This window comes from Enterococcus haemoperoxidus ATCC BAA-382 (assembly GCF_000407165.1).
GTDB classification, from domain to species: domain Bacteria; phylum Bacillota; class Bacilli; order Lactobacillales; family Enterococcaceae; genus Enterococcus_L; species Enterococcus_L haemoperoxidus.
Window position 1 is genome coordinate 342409 of sequence record NZ_KE136479.1, and the last position, 20788, is coordinate 363196.

Below are 20788 nucleotides of genomic sequence, written 5' to 3' on the forward strand. Positions count from 1 at the left end.
TAGAAATACGAAATGTTTAAATAGGCAGGTGAAAAAATGGATAGTAGGATCAATAATCCAAAAGAAACGGAAGCAATAGCAAAGATCATCGGTTCAGTCGCTGATCAAGGAGACACGATTATTCTTTCTGGCGATTTAGGTGCAGGGAAAACTACAATGACAAAAGGGATCGCATTAGGTCTAGGGATCGATCAGATGATCAAGAGCCCGACGTATACTATTATACGCGAGTATCAGCAAGGACGTTTGCCACTGTATCATATGGACGTCTACCGTATTGAAAATGGAGCAGACGATCTTGGTTTAGAGGAATATTTTGAAGGTGATGGCTTATGTGTTGTTGAATGGGGGAAATTATTAGGAGAATTTTTACCAGCTGACTATTTAGATATCACGATTGAAAAAGATCCAGAAGACATGGAAAAAAGAAAACTACTAATTCAAGCTTTTGGGGAAAAATCAGAACAGTTTTTAAGCCGTATTGAGCAAAAAATGGAGGAACGTACATGACAGAGGTTGAATTTACAATTCGAGAAGCAATTCCAGATGATGCTGCAGATATTCTACAAGCCTTAAGAATCGTTGGAAAAGAGACTCCCTATCTTGTAATGGATGAAAAAGGCATGGAAATGACGACAGACGAGATGAGTGAAAACTTGGCAAACTTGTATGAATCTCCCAATAACGTGTTGATGGTTGCTTTAGCAGACGGGAAAGTCATAGGAACGGCTTCTGTCAAAGCATCAGCGAAAAAGCGCATGGAACACATTGGAGAGATTGGTATCAGCATTTTAAAGGATTTTTGGGGCTTTGGTTTAGGGAGTTTAATGATGGAAGAACTAATTTCATGGGCGCAAGAAAGTGAAGTTATTCGCCGCTTGGAATTAACTGTCCAACATCGAAATCAACGTGCAGTTCATGTTTATGAAAAAATTGGTTTTACGACAGAAGCAATCATGCCTCGAGGTGCGAAAACGGATGACGGAGAATTTTTAGATGTTCATTTAATGAGTATGATGATTGATTGAGTTAAAAAGGATTGAACAAGAAAGTTTGTTCAATCCTTTTTTTGTAACACCTCGTTACTCAAATGTCACAGGTTACTTCTTCCTTTACTATGTAACCACTTTCTTCTTCTCTATATATTCTTACTTGGTAAAAGGCTATACTTAGGTCAGATAAAACACTTAAGGAGCTGAAGGAAATGTCAAAAGGAATTAAAATCGTGACTATCGGTGGAGGATCAAGTTATACACCAGAATTAGTTGAAGGCTTTATTAAGAGATATGATGAATTGCCAGTACGCGAGTTATGGCTAGTTGATATTGAAGCAGGAAAAGAAAAATTAGAAATCGTTGGTGCAATGGCTAAACGTATGGTCAAAGCAGCTGGGGTGGATTGTGAAGTTCATTTAACATTAGACCGTCGTGAAGCATTAAAAGATGCCGATTTTGTGACAACACAATTACGTGTAGGACTTTTAGATGCACGGATTTTAGATGAGCGCATCCCATTAAGCCATGGATTGATTGGTCAAGAAACAAATGGAGCTGGCGGTATTTTTAAAGCGTTGAGAACCGTTCCTGTGATTTTAGACATCGTAGAAGATATGAAAGAACTTTGTCCAAACGCTTGGTTGATCAACTTTACCAACCCAGCTGGTATGGTAACAGAAGCTGTATTACGTTATGGAAACTGGGATAAAGTTGTTGGATTGTGTAACATTCCAGTTAATGCAGTATTTGAAGAAGCAGCATTGTTAGGAGAAGACAATCGTGATTTATTCTTCCAATTTGCTGGGATCAATCATTTACACTGGCATACAATTACAGATAAAAACGGGAAAGACCGTACAGATGAACTAATTAAAGTAATGTACGGACAAGACGATGCAAAATCGATCGTAGCCAACATCAAAGACAATAATTTGATTTGGGAACAAGTTGAAAATCTACACATGGTTCCTTGTCCTTACCACAATTACTATTATTATACAGATAAAATGTTAGCAGAAGAATTAGAAGACTTCAAAAACAATGGCACACGTGCTGAAAAAGTCAAAGAAATCGAACATGAATTGTTTGAATTATATAAAGATCCAAACTTAGACTACAAACCAAAGCAATTAGCAGAACGTGGCGGTGCTCGCTATAGTGATGCGGCATGTGAAATCATCAACTCTATTCATAATGACAAACGTACAACAATGACAGTCAGCACGAGAAATAACGGTACAATCACAGATCTACCAGCTGAAAGTGCAGTAGAAGTAACCTGCACGATTACTGGCAAAGGTCCAGTTCCTTATAACTTTGGTAGCTTCAAACCACAAGAACGTGGCTTGCTACAAGTGATGAAATCAATGGAAGAATTAACGATTGAGGCAGCCGTTACAGGCGATTACGGTACATTGTTACAAGCATTTACAATGAATCCATTAATTACAAGTGGCGATGTTGCTAAAGAAGTAATGGATGAATTATTGGAAGCGCACAAGCAATATTTACCAGCCTTTTTTAAAGAAGGTAAGTAAGTAAAAAAACAAGATCACTCATTTTTATGAGTGGTCTTGTTTTTGTTTTTGGACTTCTTTTGCTAAATATTCAACTGTGTAAAGTGCAGGAACTTGCGAAGTAATATCGCTATCGCCAATTCTTTCTGTTGAAATATAATAAGGAATATTCACATCTGAAAGTGCGGCTATTGGTGATTTTTCACTATTTGTAATCGAAATGATCGAACTGTCATTTGTAATAAAATGATTCAGATAATTGATAATTGCTTCATTTTCCCCACTGACAGAAAGAGCAATCACGCACACATTTTTCGCCATACTTTTATTAAAAAAATTGACTGGATGATTGATCGGATCTTCAATATGAAAAGCCATACTAAAAATAGAAGAGAAATACAATGCACCATATTCAGCAATAATATTGGATGAGCCTGTTCCGATAAACAAGACAAGATCTTTTTCAGATAGTAATTTTGCTGCGGCCTGAATCCGTTCTTGATAAAACGCTTCAGTAGATCGCTGGATAAAATTAGTAAAAGAAGTTTCATCTACGGCGTGCGTCGTGACAGGTTCAGCTAAGGATTTTCGATATAAATTCAATTTGATTTTAAATTCAGAGAACCCTTCGCAACCAAATTTTCGGCAAAAGCGTAAAATACTGGCGGTGCTGCTATGGGTTTCTTTCGCTAATTCACGAATACGCATATAAACAACTTCATCAATATGAGAGGCAATATATTTATAAATTTCTAAGTCGATAGGACTCAAATCTGGACTGTGATCTAAGAATAACAAGATATCCACTACTTTCTTCTTAACTATTATTTAATTAAATCAATACTATAAACAAAATGACGAACAGGCAGACCAGAATAATCTTTATCAAATTGTTTGATGATGGTCATACCATTTTTTTCTGCAACTTTTCGAGAAGAGAGATTCGTCTCTCGAATGATTGAACAGATTTTTTCAGCTTTTAATTCATCTTTGGCATAAGCGATACATAGTTGGCTGGCGGAACTTGCATAGCCTTGATTCCAGTATCGCTTGTTCACTAAATAGCCGATTTCTAAGAGGGATTCATCTTCGACATCAGAATAGACAATCCCACATTGACCGATAAAGTCTTTACTTTTTTGATCGATGATAGCCCATAGACCAAATCCGTGTTCTTGATAGCTTTTCAAATTCCAGCTCAACCAATTGTTTACTTTTTCTTCTGTAAAAGCTGCTTCATAGGCATACATCGTTTCTTCATCTTGGAGAATCAAACATAGATCCTCAAAATCTTTGGATGTGAATTCTCTTAAATAGAGTTGGTCATTTTCGATTATTCTATTCTGCATCACTTGTCTCCTTTAATCCAATCTTACACTCATGATATATAAAGGGCCATATTCTCCATCAACGATTCTGTTTAGCCGTTGATACCCAGTTTTTTCATATAGACTTTGCGCTGCTATATTTTGTTTATTTACTGCAAGAATAATTTCATTCGCATTTGGAAAATGTAGATGAACAAATTCCGGTAATAACTGGAGCGCTTTTTTCGCATAGCCTTGTCCTTGGTATCTTTGATCCGTGGAGAAGGTTCTAAGTAAAAGTGCTTGCTCATTGCTTGTATATAAGGCAACATCCTTCTTTTCATCTAAGACAAAAAAATTCGTCAAGCGATCATTAGCGATTCCTATTATCGGATGGATAAACGGATTTTTCAAAGAAATCTTGATAGGCATTTCTGGCGTTCCTGTATAGCGCAATTGTTCGTCATTTAATTGGTATTGCTGGATCATCTTTGAAAAATCGTTGGTATATTTTTGTAAGAACATGATTCAGCACATCCTTTTTTGTCGTTTCCATTATTTTACCATAGTAACAGCTTTTATCAGAAAAAAAGAAGGTTTAAAACTCTAAATAGTGAAAGAAATGTAACAGTATCTTGGGATAATTTTGACAGACTCCTGGGAGTTTGAACTCACTATTTCTTTGTATACTAGGTTCATCAAGTAATAACTGCTGTAAATATTTGATTCACAGAGTCGCCCGTGACTTTAAATGAGAGGAGATGTCAAAGTGAAAGTAGAGGATGTTGCTTTGCAAAATAAGATGTGCGTAACTTTTGAGCAGCAAGATAAGGCAATCAAACAACAGTTAAAAATTATCGAAAAACTGCAACGAAGAGTAAAGGCAGAACAACGACGGAAAAATCAATTGGCATCTCAATTAAAAAAAATAACACAGCAGTAAAACACAAGGAGGAAATGAACAGATGACAGCATTAAGTGGAGTAGATGTAGTGTGGCGTTTTCGTTTAGCCGAAGATGAAGGAAATGAAAGTGCGTGGGGCTTAGCATACAGCACAGAGAATGGTTATTCAAAATCAAAAGAAAGTGAATCCACTGTTACGAAAGATGGCAGCGTGGTCACACCAGGAGCGACTGAAACAACAGTGACGGCAACAACATTGTATAAAATCGGTTCAACTCAAATCGACAAATTGGAAACGGCAATGGATGAAAACAAGCGTGTTCAGATTTGGCGTATTAATACCAAGGAAATTGGTACTGGCAATGATGAAGGCAAGTTTAAAGCAAAATATTTTGAAGGCTATTTTACTTCATTTGAAGAAACTGATTCAGCAGAAAATAAAGTTGAATACTCTTTGGAGTGGGCAATCGAGGGCGCAGGTAAGAATGGTTTTGCGGCATTAGAGCTAGATACATCAGAAGGTGGCGATTATGAATTTAAAGACACTGTAAAAGTGGAACAGAAAGCATAATCGCAATATTTTATAACTATTATGAAAGAGGTTAATTTCTAGCCTCTTTCACATTTTATAGAGTGAGACAATTATTGTAGTTTTTAAATTTTATTGAGCTTCCCAGGCTAGCTCTTCGGAAAAAAGATAAAAATAGAGTGAGATAAAAAGCGTCTCAATCAATTTTTCTTATTATTAAGTCAGAGCTGAACGAGCCTGTTCAGCAATTAAAACTATCTAGCTGCACAAATCAATCCTTAGGAAAATAGATAAATCGTCATTGAAACATAGGAACGTTTCAATGCCAATTTTCTAATTTTCTACAGGCTTAACCGATTTGTTCTGCTTTTAAAATTAGGAGGAAAAGATATGGAATTAGCAATGGACGAAAAAGTTTTTGGCTGTAAATTTGGCTATGGTTTTTTAAAAGAAATCAATAAACGTTATTCAGTAGAACGTGGTGGGATGCAGTTGAAATTAGGTGTAGGAGCAATTGTTTCAAATCTGCTTTTATCTGATGTAGATACTCTTTTTGAAGTTTTATTGATTGCAAATATGACAGAGAAACCTCGGATGACGGTTAAATTTTTAGAAGATTACGTTGAACAAAATGGTACAAAAAATCTGTTTGAAGAAGTGATCGATGAGCTAAAAAAGTCGGAATATACCGGGATGATGACCAGCAAGATGTTGGAAGAAGCACAAGCGTAACCACCGTAGATTTTGATGAAGTATACGAGCAAGTTCGATTAAACTGTTTACGTTTCTTGAAAATCGAGGATTTTAATGAAATAGATCGTTTGACGATTCCGAATTACGAACTACGTATGAAGGCCTATCAATTAAAACAGTTGGATCGACAATATGAGATTCATCTACAAGCTTGGGCAACTGTTATGGCGGGACAAACACGAAAAGGCAAACCTGTTTTTAGAACCTTTGATAAATTCTTCGATTATCGTAAAGCAGAAGAGAGATTATTAGGCAGACAAAAACATACTTCTCCTGATAAAGAAAAACTTCAAAATTGGATCGCCAATTTTAATTCATAGGAAAGGAGGAGGAAGATGGAACATAAACAAAATGTGACGACAGTTTTATCAGCAGTAGACAATAATTTTTTTAAAACATTAGCTAGCGCTGATGATGCACTTAACAACACTAAAGGAACATCAAATCGTTTATACGAATCTTTTACTAAATTAGCATCATATAATATCTCACCTCAGAGTTTCGAGATTTTCAAGCAAAGTGCACAAGATGCTTCAACTATGGTGGATAACCTTGGGGAAAAACTCAAAAAAAGATTTACTCCAGTTATTGAAAAGCCAAATTTGACAGGGATGATAGAGACTGTCGATAAAACAATTGCTGATATCAACAGCAAGCTGAAACAATTTCACATGCCTAGCTTGGGAAAAATGATGAGTGGAGACGACTCGGTTTTTGGGAATATTAACGGCAATATAGATAAAGTAACACAATCGTTTAGCGGAATGACTCAAAGTTTTGGTGATAAGCAGAAACAAATGATTTCAGGTATGTCAAACTGGAAACAAAATCTTACTGGATTTACAGAAAATACTAAATATCAAATGAAGTTATTTACGATGGCTATGCGGACAGAAGGTTCTCCCATCGATAAATTAGGTACCGCGTTTGATGCAGTTTCTACAAAAGTTTCAACAGGTTTTTCAAAAATGTATCAAAGCTCTGGAATGATGGGTTCAGCATTTAGGCAAGTTGGTGAAGGCTTCAATGGTGTAAAAGATTATATGAGTGGTCTACCTGAAAGTGCAAGATACCAAATGAAGCTCTTAGGGATGCACATAAGAAGTGAGCATCCAGCTTTGGCTGAATTAGGAGCCAAGTTTTCAGATATGTCTTCTCAAGTTGGTGGAACGATTTCTAATGTTACTTCTAAATTTGGTGCTTTGGGAGGGAAATTCACCGATACAATTACAAATTCCAAATTGTTAAAATCAACATTTAGCGGAATAGGAACAACCTTACAAGGGTCTGCTAATGTAGGAACAACAGCTATGACTTCTATGGTTCAGGGATTATCATCTGTTTTTGGATTTGCTTTAAAAGCCTTAGGACCAGCGGCTATTTTAGGTGTTGCTTTAGCTGGTTTTGGATTGCTAGACAGCCAGTTTGATGGTCAAATCGGCAAGATGATAGAAACAGCAACCACAAAAGGCCCAGCTATTATTGCAGGGTTTGTACAAGGAATTATAGAAAAGCTTCCAGAGTTGATGGAGACAGGTACGCAATTAATAGCCGGCTTGGCAGAAGCTATCGCTGTAAATCTACCTGTAATCATGCAAAGTGCAGTTGATCTGATTGGCGCACTAGTTCAAGGTGTAATTGAAAGCTTACCTACCTTGATTCCAGCAGCACTGATGTTGATTGAATCATTAGCCACTAGTTTATTATCGGCAGCACCACAACTATTATTGACGGGATTAGATTTGTTGATTGCTTTAGTCGATGGGATTTTAGCGAATAAGGATCAGATTGTTACTACTGTAACAACTATTATTGAAGCATTCACCACAAATATCACGAATAAATTACCAGAAATTATTAAAAAAGGTGTTGAGGTTTTAACAAAACTTGCAGAAGGGATCGCCTCTGTATTACCCACTTTGATACCAGTCGCTATAGAAGCAATTGCAACTTTAGTAGGAACACTATTAGAGCAGTTACCAACATTAATTGATGCAGCAATAAAAATTGTTGCAACGTTGTGCAAAGGATTATGGGATAATCTACCAGAAATTTTATCAGCAGCTGGTAAGTTGTTGGGGACTTTTGTTGAAGGGATTATTGGACTTTTACCAGATATTGCTAGTGCAGGATTGAGAATGGGTAACGAAATAATCAAAGAACTTACAGGAGTAGATTTATTTGAAATTGGTGGCAATATAATTCAAGGCTTGATCGACGGTATCGGAGGGATGGCTAAAGCAGCATTAGATGCAGTTATGAACATTGGTAAAAGTATTGGAGATGCATTTAAAGGTCTTTTCAAAATCCATTCACCATCTCGTTGGATGCGAGACGAAATCGGCGCAATGTTACCAGCAGGTCTAGCTATTGGTATTGAACGAAATGCTCATGTAGTTGACCAACCAATGGATAAATTAGCTTCTCAAATCATGCTGCCAAGCTTAGATAGCCTAGATCAACAGTTAGAAACGATTCAAGATGTATCTGTCCAATCCAGCAGCAAACAAATGATGATCCAAACTAAACAACCTGCAACCTTCAATATCAAACTCGGCAATCAACAATTCAAAGCCTTTGTTTCTGATATTTCAGAAGCAATGGGACAAGATTCTGCTATTAACTTAGCATTTTAGAAGGAGGGAAAACATGTATTATTTTGAAGACACAACTAAAAAAGTCCATAAAGATGATTTGATCCTTCCTTCTTCAGCCATGATGTATGATGGTGTTTATCTCGAAAAAATGATCGATGGTTATCGTACTTTAGCGGTAACAGGTAGAGAAATGCTGTCACTTACGGTAGAAACGCAAGAAACCCAAGTTGGAAGTATTAAATTAAATCAAAAATTACCCGCTCGAACAATTAAAGTGACCTATCAGTTGATTGGAAAAGATGCTAAAGAGGTTCAAAAAAAATACCATCAATTGATGCAATTGCTTTATAAAGAGTCGGCTGTTGAAATTCGCTTTAAAGATGAATTAGATTATCATTATCACGGACAATATATGACAACAGATGAAGTTCGTGGAGATACTAATAGTATCATTGCAAGCTTTGAAATTCTTTGTACCGATCCCAAGAAATATTCGGTGTTACTGAAAACGGACGGACCCATTACAACCTATTTACCCTATCAAACGATACCAGAAAAAATCAAAGTGACGATTGTCGCTTTTGGTCCTTTAAAGATTACAAACGGCGACCAAACAATTAAAATCACTAGCTACAATTTAAGCGCAGGCGATCAAGTTGTGTTTGATTTTTTAAAAGGCAAAGTTTTTGTAAATGAATTGGATCAAACTTTTTTACTCGATTTAGAAAGCGATTTTGAAAATTTTAGTATTAAAGAAGGTCAAACTGTTCAGTGTAATAATGGCAAAATGACCATCTCTTATCGGGAGGTACAGCTATGAATAAAAGCGTTTATTTTTTTGATGAGCGGCAACATTTACTCCGAATCGTTAAAGAAAATGAGCTGATAGAAGTCATCCAGGAAAAAGAAATTACATCGAGTAAAAACGAATTGATGAATGATACGCTAAATGTATCTACCGTATATGACGAAGAGCTGAAACAAGCGGTCTACATGGCTGTGAAAGAAGTAGCAACTTCATATAGTTTATATAGAATTATTTTAGATAGTGAAGAGGAAAATCTTTTATCCTTTGTAGGTATTAGTTTTGCACCTGACGAGTTAGATTCTTATGTTGTCAAAAATGTTCAAGTGAAAAATGGCTCAATTAAAAATACGATTCAAAAACTGTTGGCAGAAACAGAATGGCGTTTGGGTAAAATCGATTCAAATTTGCCTTCATTAACAGAAGATTTTAGCTTCCTATCTGTGCGTGATGCATTAAAAAATATTCAAGCACAAGGGTGCGAAATTCTGTTCAAATATAAAATCGATGGTATCGGTATTACGGATAAGTGGCTGGAAGTCTATCGTGAAATTGGGGAACAAAGCAAACAACGTTTTACCTATGGGGAAAAAGCGTTAAGCATTGTAAAAGAACAAGACCGTAATCAGGTTTACACAAGTTTAATCGGTCGCGGACGTGGCGAAGATGTGGGCGATGGTAAAGGCAAACGAATCGAATTTACTAATGTAGAGTGGAAAAAAGCCAATGGCAAGCCTTTGAATAAACCCAAAGGACAAAATTGGCTGGAATTTCCCGAGATGACCAAACAATATGGTATCCCGCTAAAAAATGGTGGGATGCGAAGACGGGAAAAAGTCATTACATTTGATGAAGAAGAAAGTCCAGAAAAATTGCTACAAAAAACATATGATTCGCTTGTTGAATATTCTCGTCCGCTCGTTCAATTTAAAACTGAGATTTTAGGTGGAGACACGATTGGTAATACCGTAACGATTCATCGTCATGATCGAAACTATCATTACCAAACTCGAATCTTCAAGGTGAAAATTGATCGTTTAACAGGGAAAGTCGAAGCAGGTTTAGGAGATAATATTAAGAAGAGCATTTCAAAAGTTACTTCGGATCTCAAAGGAAATGTAGATTCATTGGAAGAGAAAAAGATGACTTTTTATGATTCTGAAGAAATTTCCAAATGGCAAGATGATATTATTCGTGGTGCCAAAGGCGGTTCTATAAAATTAATGAATGGAATTGAAACAGGAAAATCCAATAACCGTGAACCTTATCAACAAGTCTTTATGGATGGAAATTCGTTAGAGAATAGTAAACATTTTTTAATCATGAACTCTGATGGCATAGGCTTTGTTAAAGATAAATTTACAAATACGCCTAAAACAGCTTGGACGATTGATGGAAAGTTTAATGCTGACTTTATTCAAGCTGGCACCTTAGAAGGCGTTACTGTTCAAACAAAGAAAGATAATGATTTTCAAATCAAATTACAGTCAAATGGAACCATTGCTTTTAGAAATCAAAAAAAGAATGAAGAAGAAGGCTGGATCGGTGCTGTAATAGATGGGAAAACGAAAGAACCAGTGGGTGTTGCCATTTGTCAAATTCCGGGATATAAGTTTTCAATTGGTTCAGCGGTTTCTAAAGAAGAAAGAGCACCGAGTGCGGTGTTTGAAATCCCTAAAGAATCAAACGCAAATAAGAAAATATGGCGATTACACGGTCAAGGAGAAATTAATGGTGACTTAAATATTACTGGCAATCTAAACATTAAAGGGAAATTGTTCCTAAACGGCAAAGAAATCACCAGTAATGGGAATGGCAGTGGTGGTAACGGAAGTACTGGTGGTGCATATCCGCCTGAGGTAAACACTCAAACAGATAAATTTGCTTGGGATTTGTGGAGCTTTCTAATCGCTAATGGTTATAGCCAAGCAGCTGCCGCTGGTATTTTAGGAAATGTTCAACAAGAAACTGGTGGAACGATGGACCCAAATACAGACCAAATTGGTGGACCAGCCTATGGTTTGGTGCAATGGGATGGCTCAAGTTATCCGCTAATTGGCAGCCCAACTTGGGATGGGCGCGAGTACGTTAAACGTTTGATTGGAGCGGCGGGTATCACAAATGATTATCAATCAACATTAGCGCAAGCTAAATTAATTGATTGGTGTATGTACAACGGACAGTGGATCGGTGCGGTTAATCCAACAAGTGTTAGCAGTTTTAAGGTGATTTCAGATCCAGCCAAAGCTGCTTATGCTTTTGAAATGAATTTTGAACGCCCTAAAAATGCACACCCAGAAAGACAGGGCTATGCACAAGAATGGTATAACAAATTTAAAGAATTAAAACCGTCAAATGGAGCAGGAAAAGCAGGACTGGATCATTTAGAATCCTTAGTTGGTCGTTATTGGGGGAATGGTCAATGTTATGCTGTACCAGCAGAATATTCAGGTTTTTTAGGAGGCTGTGGTTTGGGCGCTCAAACGAACTATCCTTTAAGTCATGTGATTGGAAATACAGAAGCGGCAGCTGATATTGGTAGCTCGTATGATTGGGCTGCGCTTGGCTGGAAAGTTATCTATCAACCTGAGTATAAAGACTTGATGACAGGTGCCATAATCAACTGGAAACGTGGCGGAAATATTGGTGGCTTCAACGTCGACTATACGTATGGACATACAGGCGTCATCAGAGGAGTAACTGCTGGCGGATTTCAGACGTATGAACAAAATATCGGAAAAGGTCAAATTATCGAAAGATACGACCGCGTATGGGTCGGGTCAAGCGAAATCAGTTCGATCGTAATCCCACCCAAATAAGCAATTTTTAGAAAGGAGTGAGCAAATGTCAATTATATATCCAATTTTTTTATCAATCACACAACCAAACGATAACATTCCATCAATCATGATTCGTCAATTCGATGAAGGAACGCAAGTTTTGGATGTGACCGTAACAGAGCACGGAAAACCAAAAGACATTTCAAATTTAACCCCATTTTTTTGCGTCAAACAAGGACATCATGCAGGTCTTGGTTTATCTGAGCAAAAAGTCACGAAAATCATTGATGCAAAAAAAGGTAAATTACAATACACATTAACTAATTACGATATGCAAAATGTCGGAGAAAATATAGCTTATTTCAGCTTTAGAGAACTTCAAAAAGATCTAAGTTGGCGACAACAATTTTCCACTCGAGATTTTGCTTACCAGGTTAAAGAAAGTATTTACGATGAAGGAATCAAAGATAGTAACTATATTTGGACGTTTGAAGAAATTTTACGCTATTTCACAGAATGGGTGAAAACCTGCCAAGAGATTTATGATGACTGGTATCTAGTCGCACAAGAAGAGCTACAGCGCATCATTGCGGAGTTTCAGACATGGATCACAACCAGTCAACAGCGCTATGATCAATGGACGGAAGTTCAACGAGCTACATTTGATCAATGGTTTGCTACAATCAAAGGGATTTTAGACGAAAATGTTGCAGGAAATCTTTTGAATCTGATTGAGGAGCTAAAACAAGCACATTTTACGTTGAAAAGTGGAGAGACAGGTGTTCTTAGAACGATTCGCGATGATAAGTTTAGCTTGAATCATACTGTAACTAAAGTCAGAACCGTTACTCATAAAAAAGAAGTATCGGCTTTGGTTATAGCTGAGATCGACAGTCAAAAGCAAAATACCTTCTTTATTCGAAAGGTGGGATCAGTATAATGGCTCATGAAGTAGAGATCAAAAAAGTGATGGAAACAGATGAAGCGGGCGTACAACGTCAAGTATTTCCCGAGACGCATGTTAGTGCAATCCTCGGTTTAGATAAAATCGAAACAGTAGGAGCCGGCGTAACGTCGATCAACGGAAAAACGGGCGATATTACATTAACGGCCAAGGACTTAGGGGTTCAAGGCACAAATATCACAATAGATAAGGTGGGAACAGTATGACAGATATCGTTGAATTAAAAAGTGATGGAGCTGTTGTTTATCCTAAAACACACGTCAGTGCAGTTGAAGGGATCACAACAATCAAAGGTGAAAAAGGAGATGCAGGTCCTGCAGGGCCACAAGGTGCAGTTGGAGCAACAGGAGCGGTTGGTCCACAAGGTTTAAAAGGTGCTACTGGAGCTACAGGTCCTCAAGGTCCAGCTGGAACAAACGCAACAACAACAGCTGCAGCAACACAAACAGTCAATGGACTAATGAGTGCCGCGGATAAGAAAAAATTAGATACATTACCAACAATAACATTTAGTAAGGTGGGAGCAGTATAATGGCAGATATTGTACAATTAGAAGAAAAAGGAAATTTACTTTACCCGAAGACGCATACAAGTGCGATTGATGGTTTTGATGAGACAGTGGTGAAAAAGACTGGGAATGAAGATATTGCTGGGGTTAAGAATTTTAAAGATGGTATACAAGTGAATAACCGTGAGATAGTTAATAAAACTTATTTTAAAGAAATTACTAATGCTGATAGAACAGGTAATGCAGCTTCGTTTGGTAATTTATACGGTAATATTTATAGAGTAGGCAATTTAGTCAAATTACAACTAAGAATTAATTTGATAAGCAATAACAATGATGGGCAAATGATTTACAAACTACCTAAAGGATACAAAATGATAGATCAACATGCAGAAAATTTTTATATTACGCCATGTAGTTGTATAATGTGGAATACAGTTAGCCGTTCTAAACTTTGGGGATTTGTCGAATGGAATAAAGGTGATAGCGGTTTAAGATTTTTTACTGGAGATGTAAATACCGGAAATTCTTACGTTGAAGCAACTTGGATTACAAATGATCCGTACCCGATTGATGATAAGTTTGTATAAATGAGGCGACCCAACTATTAGATGAAATCTAATAGTTGGGTCATTTTATTAGTAAATAATGGTGTTTCTTAGAATATTTTTTATAAAAATTTTTCTTGACCACTTCACAATATCTGTCGTAATATAGTTAGGAACCGAACTATTAAACAAGGAGGTAAATCATGGACAGAAAAATCGGTCTAAAAATCAGAATACTAGCCAACGAACTTAACCGAAAAGCAGCAGAAATTTTAAAAGAAGACGATGGCGAAGCCTCCTCAAGCATCCAAATGCGCATCCTCAACTTTATCCATCGACGCAATAGCCAACAAGTACCAGTCTATCAAAAAGACATAGAACAAGAATTTGATATTCGTCGATCCACTGCGACAGGTGTTCTACAAACAATGGAAAAACGCCTATTTATCCAACGAAGCAGTTGCAAAGAAGACAACCGCTACAAAACGATCATCTTAACTGAATTAGGGCAACAAAAAGTCAAAGAAAACATCGTGAAGCTACATAAATTCGATGAGTTACTCGTCCAAGGAATACCAGAAGAAGAATTAGTAATTTTTTTTAAATTATTGGACAAACTGTCTGAAAATAGCAAAAAAATAAATAAGGAAGGTGAACGGATTACATGATAAAAAAACTGATCGCCAATATCGGTGTCTATAAAAAAGAAAGTATCATTACGCCGCTTTATGTAACTGGAGAAGTAATTTTAGATATCATTATCCCATTGGTTATGGCAATGATGATCGATAACGGCATCGAAAAAGGCGATACCAAAGCCATTTTGATGTATGGAGCAATTCTATTTGTTTGTGCCATCATTGCGTTATTTTTTGGTGCGATGTCAGGTCGCTATGCCGCCGTTGCTTCAGCTGGATTTGCGAAAAATTTACGAGATCAATTATTTGTTCGCATCCAAGGGTTTTCTTTTTCAAACATTGATCGTTTTTCAACGTCTAGCTTGATCACACGAATGACAACGGATGTGACCAATGTTCAAAATGCGTATCAAATGATTATTCGACTTTTAGTCCGTAGTCCATTGATCATGATTTTTTCATTAGCGATGGCTTATAGTATCAACAAGGATCTGTCCTTGATTTATTTAGGTGTTGTACCGTTTTTGATGATCGGTTTAGCGCTAGTTATTTATTTTGCTCATCCTAATTTCAATAAAGTTTTTCGTATTTACGATAAATTAAATAACGTCGTTCAAGAAAATTTACAAGGAATTCGAGTCGTTAAATCTTATGTAAGAGAAGAACATGAAGACGAGAAATTTAGAACTGTTTCTAAAGATATTTACAAAACTTTCTCAAAAGCTCAAAGTATTGTTGCGTTTAATAACCCTATTTTACAATTTGCAGTTTATACATGCATGTTGTTGATTTCTTGGTTAGGAGCGAAATTTGTCGTAGGCAGTACATTGACTACTGGGGAATTAGTCAGCATGTTTACCTATACCATGCAGATTTTGATGAGCTTAAACATGCTATCAATGGTTTTTGTGATTGTACTTATTGCACGAACTTCAGCTGAGCGAATCACAGAAGTTTTATCGGAAGAAAGTGATTTGAAGAACAATGCCGATCCACTTTATGAAATTTCAGATGGCTCTGTTCGTTTTAACGATGTTTGTTTTAGCTATGCCAATGATCTTGAAAAACTAGCCTTGATGCATGCGAATATGGAAATCAAATCGGGTGAAGTGATCGGAATCGTTGGTGGAACGGGGAGTTCTAAATCAACTTTGGTTCAGCTGATCCCAAGACTATATGATGTCACACAAGGCTCTGTAGAAGTCGGTGGACATGATGTACGGGAGTATGACCTAAAATCATTACGAGATCAAGTTAGTATGGTTTTACAAAATAACGTTTTGTTTACAGGAACCATTAAAGAAAATTTACGTTGGGGAAATGAAGAGGCTACAGATGAAGACTTGATCAGAGTCTGTAAAATTGCTCAGGCGGATAGTTTTATTGAAGAATTTCCTGACAAATATGATACGATGCTTTCCCAAGGTGGAAACAATGTATCTGGTGGACAAAAACAACGGCTATGTATTGCTCGTGCATTATTGAAAAAACCAAAAATTTTGATTTTAGATGATTCGACAAGTGCGGTGGATACCAAAACAGATCGTTTGATTCGGGAAGGAATGCGCCAAGAAATTCCAGGAACGACAACCTTTATCATCGGACAACGTGTTTCTTCTGTTCAAGATTCTGATCGTATTATTGTGATGGATAAAGGCTTGATCGATGCCATCGGAACCCATGACGAATTACTTGCTACGAATCAAATATATCAAGAAGTCTATGAGTCTCAGGAGAAAGGATTTGGTGAAGAGAATGCGTGATGAACAAACAAAAGGGATTCGCAAAAGTCAAGATCCTTTGAAAACGCTAAAGCGACTGTTTTCATATATGGTTAAAAAATATAAGTTTCGTCTAGTATTGGTAATGATTCTCATTTTGCTAAGTACCTTCGCCAATGTTCGAGGCTCTTTATTCTTACAAGTTGTGATTGATGACTATATCACACCATTACTTGGACAAAGCAATCCTAATTTTTCTGGATTATTGAAGGCAATTACGACGATGGCGCTGATTTACGGCGTTGGGATCATTTCAAATTTAGGCTTTAATCTTATTATGGTTCGTATTAGTGAAGGAACACAAAAAACGATTCGAGATGAAATGTTTACCCATCTAGAAACATTACCGATTCGTTATTTTGATTCAAATTCTGATGGGGATATTATGAGTCACTTTACCAATGATACGGATACCTTGAGGCAGATGATTTCTCAAAGTATTCCTAATCTGATTGCCGCTGTAGTCAGCTTTATCAGTGTGTTTATTGCCATGTTTACCATCAGTGTGCCATTGACTTTAGTGGTGATCGTCTCTGTTTCTATAATGATCGTGACGATTCGAATGATCGCTGGGCGCAGTAGTCGTTATTTTGGCAAACAGCAACGGGATTTAGGAAGTGTAAATGGGTTTATTGAAGAAATCATGCATGGACAAAAAGTAGTGAAAATTTTTAATCACGAACCGCAAACAATCAAACAATTTAAAGTCATCAATGAGGAATTACGTCAGAGTGCTACTCAAGCGAATAAATATGCGAATAGTTTAATGCCGATCATGATGAATTTACTAAATATTCAATATGTACTTTTAGCGGTAGTCGGCGGCATTTTTTCTGTATATGGCGTTTCTGGTCTGACCATTGGGATGATCGCTTCTTTTCTTCAATTGAGTCGTTCATTAAATATGCCAATCAGCCAAGTCTCTCAACAAATCAATTTTGTGATCATGGCGTTAGCAGGAGCTGACCGTATCTTTGATTTGATTGATGAAGAACCGGAAGTAGATGATGGTTATGTGACGTTGGTCAATGTAAATCGTGAGTCAGGTACTCTTGTTGAAAGTGAAGCTAGAACGGGATTGTGGGCGTGGAAGCACCCTCATAACGATGGCACCGTTACGTATACTGAATTAACTGGAGATGTACGCTTTGAAGATGTCTCATTTGGCTATACAGATAAGCAACGGGTATTAAAAGATATCAATCTATATGCCGAACCAGGTCAAAAAGTAGCTTTTGTAGGTGCAACTGGAGCCGGTAAAACAACGATCACGAACTTGATCAATCGGTTTTATGATATTCAAGAAGGTAAAATTCGCTATGATGGAATCAATGTGAAAAAAATCAAGAAAAGTTCTTTACGAAGATCATTAGGGATTGTCTTACAGGATACTCATTTATTTACTGGCACGATTCGTGAGAACATTCGTTATGGAAAATTGAATGCATCGGATGATGATGTCATCAAAGCGGCTAAGTTAGCGAACGCTGAGGATTTTATCAATAATTTACCTAATAAATATGATACTGTAATCACAGGGGACGGTGACGGATTATCACAAGGACAACGCCAATTGTTGTCAATTGCGCGTGCTGCGATTGCTGATCCGCCAGTAATGATTTTGGATGAAGCAACTTCTAGTATCGATACAAGAACAGAAAAACATGTGCAAGCTGGTATGGATCGGTTGATGAAAGGCAGAACGGTATTCGTTATCGCCCATCGATTATCGACGATTCAAAATTCAGATGCGATCATGGTAATGGATCATGGACGTATCATTGAACGAGGCAGTCATGAAGATTTGCTTGAAGAAAAAGGGATTTATCATCAACTCTATACAGGCAAAGTTGAGCTTTCATAACAGCAATAAAAAACACCAACCATAAAATGGTTGGTGTTTTTTGATATGAACGTTTAAATAATACGCCAAGAGAGATTCGAACTCCCGACCGCTCGCTTAGAAGGCGAGTGCTCTATCCAGCTGAGCTATTGGCGCAAAATGTTAAGGCAACAGAATTTATTATAATGAAGATACATAACAAAGTCAATCATAAATTAGAAATAACAACAAAAAAATTTAAAAAGAAGTTTGTAGGAGAGAAAAGGCAAGTTTTCGTTGACTCAGTATTCTTATTTTGATACAATATTAATGTTGTAATTGTGGACTCCACAGCTACAACCGCACAGAACAAGTTTTTAAGCATGACACTAGTCATCACTTGGGATGGCGAGTCTAAGTCTAGAAGAAGGAGGTGCTGTATAGCATGTACGCAATTATCAAAACTGGTGGTAAACAAGTAAAAGTTGAGGTAGGTCAAGCAATTTACGTTGAAAAATTAGACGTAGAAGCTGGCGAAAAAGTTGTTTTTGACGAAGTTATCTTAGTGGGTGGCGAATCTACAAAAGTAGGAGCTCCAACTGTAGCAGGTGCAACTGTCGAAGGAACTGTAGAAAAACACGGCAAACAAAAGAAAGTCGTGACTTTCAAATACAAACCTAAAAAACACACTCACCGCAAACAAGGTCACCGTCAACCATATACAAAAGTTGTAATCAACGCAATCAACGCATAATTCTTTTAAGTTGCATAGGAAAGAAGGCCTATCAATGATTAAAAGTTCTTTTAAACGAAATGGCGCAGGCCAAATCGTTTCATTTGAAGTCTCGGGGCATGCTGAATCAGGTCCATATGGCAGTGATATCGTTTGTGCAGCAGTGTCTGCTTTAACGATCAGTACCGTCAATGGTATCGATGCTTTAGCTGGATTTGAACCGATTGTTGAAACCAACGAAGATGAAGGTGGTTACCTTTATGTTGAAGTGATTTCAAATGCTAATCAGGAACAAACTAACATTGCCCAAATTCTCTTGGAAAACCTTTTATTAGGTCTACAAGCAGTCGAGCAAGAAAATCTTGATTTTATTCAAGTCAAAACCATAAATGAAAAATAGGAGGTGCAGACTATGTTATTAAACATGAATTTACAATTATTCGCCCACAAAAAAGGTGGAGGTTCTACTTCCAACGGACGTGATTCAGAATCTAAACGCTTAGGTGCTAAAAGCGCTGACGGACAAACAGTAACTGGTGGATCAATTTTATACCGTCAACGCGGAACTAAAATTTACCCAGGTGCTAACGTAGGTATTGGCGGAGATGACACTTTATTTGCTAAAGTAGACGGTGTAGTACGTTTCGAACGTAAAGGCCGTGACAAAAAACAAGTGTCTGTTTACCCAGTAGCTCAATAATAATTGAACTAATCGGCTCTATCCCTTGTATGGCAAAGGGTAGGGCTTTTTTTGCTCTTTGTCAACTAATGTTGGTAAAGAAAATCCAAAGAATTAAATCGATTAGTATGATTCCTAGAGGAACTTTCCTCTAGGTTTTTTATTTTGTTGAAAAAGAATCGTACCAAAACATAAAGAAATTCTCAACTTGAAATTGTAAAAGCTACGAAAGCCGTATGGATTTCTTTTCAACACTTTAATATGATTATTTAAACATTCTAATGGTCCATTAGAATAAGGCAATTCTAGCGCATTTTTAATTTCATTTTGGTACTTCTTAAAAGTACCAATAGTCATTTGATAGTAGGAAGGAAGACGGCGGAAATCTTCGTCTAATAGTGTATGAAACCGATCAAAATCTCTTGTCTGTACGGCATAAAGAATGTCCTGTGGCCACTTTTCAATTCGTCATCATACGCAAGTAATCGATCAACGACTTCTGTTTCAGTTAAAAAAGATAAAGATACTTTTTCAGTCAGTAAAGAAGTAATTTTATATCTGACATGATTCGCAATCGAATGTCTTGAACGGACAAATTAACTTTGTGTGGTCCAATGGGTTTGACAGTTTTTACAGGTATAGCACTGCTTTTTTAGACGCATAATCATTGGCATATGATTGTATTGTTCAAAACGTATAATGGTTTCTTTCTTGCCATTTTTAACCACAATCGATTTCCCATTCCCATCTACCACTGAATAACCACATTTCTACAGGCATATGGAGCAGGTGAGAGAACAGCATTGACGATCAATGTCTTTGTATTCTGAAAAGTCTCGTAAGTGACCTCATTAATCATCAAATCTTTATCTGTCAATCGTAGCATTTTTTTGATAGAATCATTCATATAGCATATCGTCCTCTCAGT

The 20788-nt window shown here is 36.9% G+C and carries 23 protein-coding genes, 1 tRNA gene, 2 pseudogenes and 1 other annotated feature; of the genes and pseudogenes, 20 read left to right on the forward strand and 6 right to left on the reverse strand.

The window, feature by feature from the left end:
- The first annotated feature begins 36 nt into the window (after positions 1 to 36).
- The 3 genes from tsaE (at position 37) to I583_RS01650 (ending at position 2533) form a co-directional block, all read left to right on the forward strand.
- Positions 37 to 510: a tRNA (adenosine(37)-N6)-threonylcarbamoyltransferase complex ATPase subunit type 1 TsaE gene (gene tsaE, locus I583_RS01640; RefSeq protein ID WP_010762809.1), complete on the forward strand. Its 474-nt coding sequence runs from the start codon at positions 37 to 39 to the stop codon at positions 508 to 510.
- On the forward strand, positions 507 to 1028 hold the full coding sequence (locus tag I583_RS01645) for a GNAT family N-acetyltransferase (RefSeq protein ID WP_010762810.1): 522 nt from the start codon (positions 507 to 509) through the stop codon (positions 1026 to 1028). Before tsaE ends, I583_RS01645 begins: the two co-directional genes overlap by 4 nt.
- Positions 1029 to 1204: 176 nt before the next feature.
- Positions 1205 to 2533: a 6-phospho-beta-glucosidase gene (locus I583_RS01650; protein ID WP_010762811.1), complete on the forward strand. Its 1329-nt coding sequence runs from the start codon at positions 1205 to 1207 to the stop codon at positions 2531 to 2533.
- Positions 2534 to 2557: 24 nt separating this feature from the next.
- Here the strand turns inward: I583_RS01650 and I583_RS01655 are convergent, their stop codons facing one another.
- From I583_RS01655 to I583_RS01665, 3 genes are read right to left on the reverse strand one after another with little or no spacing between them, the layout of a single operon-like run.
- Positions 2558 to 3310 (reverse strand): MurR/RpiR family transcriptional regulator, encoded by a 753-nt coding sequence (locus tag I583_RS01655; RefSeq protein ID WP_034683009.1) that lies wholly within the window; start codon positions 3308 to 3310, stop codon positions 2558 to 2560.
- Between the two features lie 26 nt (positions 3311 to 3336).
- A complete protein-coding gene (locus I583_RS01660) occupies positions 3337 to 3861 on the reverse strand; it encodes a GNAT family N-acetyltransferase (RefSeq protein WP_010762813.1) in 525 nt (174 codons plus the stop codon).
- A gap of 12 nt (positions 3862 to 3873) precedes the next feature.
- Positions 3874 to 4344 (reverse strand): GNAT family N-acetyltransferase, encoded by a 471-nt coding sequence (locus tag I583_RS01665; RefSeq protein ID WP_010762814.1) that lies wholly within the window; start codon positions 4342 to 4344, stop codon positions 3874 to 3876.
- Between the two features lie 244 nt (positions 4345 to 4588).
- Between I583_RS01665 and I583_RS01670 the strand changes: the two genes are divergently transcribed.
- The 14 genes from I583_RS01670 (at position 4589) to I583_RS01735 (ending at position 18490) form a co-directional block, all read left to right on the forward strand.
- Complete coding sequence (locus tag I583_RS01670) at positions 4589 to 4762, forward strand: hypothetical protein (protein WP_010762815.1); 174 nt, start codon at positions 4589 to 4591, stop codon at positions 4760 to 4762.
- 22 nt (positions 4763 to 4784) lie between these two features.
- Positions 4785 to 5294 (forward strand): phage major tail protein, TP901-1 family, encoded by a 510-nt coding sequence (locus I583_RS01675; RefSeq protein ID WP_010762816.1) that lies wholly within the window; start codon positions 4785 to 4787, stop codon positions 5292 to 5294.
- Positions 5295 to 5642: 348 nt separating this feature from the next.
- Positions 5643 to 5984 (forward strand): tail assembly chaperone, encoded by a 342-nt coding sequence (locus tag I583_RS01680; RefSeq protein ID WP_010762817.1) that lies wholly within the window; start codon positions 5643 to 5645, stop codon positions 5982 to 5984.
- 56 nt (positions 5985 to 6040) lie between these two features.
- Positions 6041 to 6325: a hypothetical protein gene (locus I583_RS01685; RefSeq protein ID WP_010762818.1), complete on the forward strand. Its 285-nt coding sequence runs from the start codon at positions 6041 to 6043 to the stop codon at positions 6323 to 6325.
- Between the two features lie 15 nt (positions 6326 to 6340).
- Entirely contained in the window at positions 6341 to 8641 is a 2301-nt protein-coding gene (locus I583_RS16915; RefSeq protein WP_010762819.1) for a phage tail protein, read from the forward strand.
- A 13-nt stretch (positions 8642 to 8654) separates the two neighbouring features.
- Positions 8655 to 9422, forward strand: coding sequence for a distal tail protein Dit (locus I583_RS01695; RefSeq protein ID WP_010762820.1), 768 nt, complete (start codon positions 8655 to 8657; stop codon positions 9420 to 9422).
- On the forward strand, positions 9419 to 12226 hold the full coding sequence (locus tag I583_RS01700; RefSeq protein WP_010762821.1) for a phage tail spike protein: 2808 nt from the start codon (positions 9419 to 9421) through the stop codon (positions 12224 to 12226). Before I583_RS01695 ends, I583_RS01700 begins: the two co-directional genes overlap by 4 nt.
- Positions 12227 to 12251: 25 nt before the next feature.
- Entirely contained in the window at positions 12252 to 13127 is an 876-nt protein-coding gene (locus I583_RS01705) for a phage baseplate upper protein (RefSeq protein WP_010762822.1), read from the forward strand.
- Entirely contained in the window at positions 13127 to 13357 is a 231-nt protein-coding gene (locus tag I583_RS01710; RefSeq protein WP_010762823.1) for a hypothetical protein, read from the forward strand. Before I583_RS01705 ends, I583_RS01710 begins: the two co-directional genes overlap by 1 nt.
- On the forward strand, positions 13354 to 13683 hold the full coding sequence (locus I583_RS01715; RefSeq protein ID WP_010762824.1) for a collagen-like protein: 330 nt from the start codon (positions 13354 to 13356) through the stop codon (positions 13681 to 13683). The genes I583_RS01710 and I583_RS01715 overlap by 4 nt, the downstream gene beginning before the upstream one ends.
- Positions 13683 to 14249, forward strand: coding sequence for a hypothetical protein (locus tag I583_RS16250; RefSeq protein WP_010762825.1), 567 nt, complete (start codon positions 13683 to 13685; stop codon positions 14247 to 14249). Before I583_RS01715 ends, I583_RS16250 begins: the two co-directional genes overlap by 1 nt.
- Before the next feature lie 161 nt (positions 14250 to 14410).
- Positions 14411 to 14875, forward strand: a complete 465-nt coding sequence (locus I583_RS01725) for a MarR family winged helix-turn-helix transcriptional regulator (RefSeq protein ID WP_010762826.1) — start codon at positions 14411 to 14413, stop codon at positions 14873 to 14875.
- Entirely contained in the window at positions 14872 to 16608 is a 1737-nt protein-coding gene (locus I583_RS01730) for an ABC transporter ATP-binding protein (RefSeq protein WP_010762827.1), read from the forward strand. The genes I583_RS01725 and I583_RS01730 overlap by 4 nt, the downstream gene beginning before the upstream one ends.
- Positions 16601 to 18490 carry an ABC transporter ATP-binding protein gene (locus I583_RS01735; protein ID WP_034682605.1) on the forward strand — a complete coding sequence of 630 codons (1890 nt, stop codon included), beginning with the start codon at positions 16601 to 16603 and terminating at the stop codon, positions 18488 to 18490. Before I583_RS01730 ends, I583_RS01735 begins: the two co-directional genes overlap by 8 nt.
- 61 nt (positions 18491 to 18551) lie before the next feature.
- On the opposite strand, the gene I583_RS01740 is transcribed toward I583_RS01735, so the two are convergent.
- Positions 18552 to 18625: transfer RNA gene (locus I583_RS01740), tRNA-Arg, on the reverse strand.
- 171 nt (positions 18626 to 18796) lie between these two features.
- Positions 18797 to 18874: a sequence feature (ribosomal protein L21 leader region), on the forward strand.
- A gap of 19 nt (positions 18875 to 18893) precedes the next feature.
- Between I583_RS01740 and rplU the strand changes: the two genes are divergently transcribed.
- The 3 genes from rplU to rpmA are packed head-to-tail and all read left to right on the forward strand — an operon-like array spanning position 18894 to position 19881.
- The gene (gene rplU, locus I583_RS01745; RefSeq protein WP_010762829.1) at positions 18894 to 19202 is read left to right on the forward strand and encodes a 50S ribosomal protein L21; all 309 of its coding nucleotides are present in this window, start codon (positions 18894 to 18896) and stop codon (positions 19200 to 19202) included.
- Between the two features lie 34 nt (positions 19203 to 19236).
- Positions 19237 to 19581: a ribosomal-processing cysteine protease Prp gene (locus I583_RS01750; protein WP_010762830.1), complete on the forward strand. Its 345-nt coding sequence runs from the start codon at positions 19237 to 19239 to the stop codon at positions 19579 to 19581.
- Positions 19582 to 19593: 12 nt separating this feature from the next.
- The gene (rpmA, locus tag I583_RS01755; RefSeq protein ID WP_010762831.1) at positions 19594 to 19881 is read left to right on the forward strand and encodes a 50S ribosomal protein L27; all 288 of its coding nucleotides are present in this window, start codon (positions 19594 to 19596) and stop codon (positions 19879 to 19881) included.
- A gap of 114 nt (positions 19882 to 19995) precedes the next feature.
- Here the strand turns inward: rpmA and I583_RS17110 are convergent.
- Positions 19996 to 20372: pseudogene (locus I583_RS17110) on the reverse strand (transposase); the annotation flags it as partial.
- Positions 20364 to 20767 (reverse strand): annotated as a pseudogene (locus tag I583_RS17115) (ISL3 family transposase); the annotation flags it as partial. The pseudogenes I583_RS17110 and I583_RS17115, both read right to left, overlap by 9 nt.
- Positions 20768 to 20788: the final 21 nt, after the last annotated feature.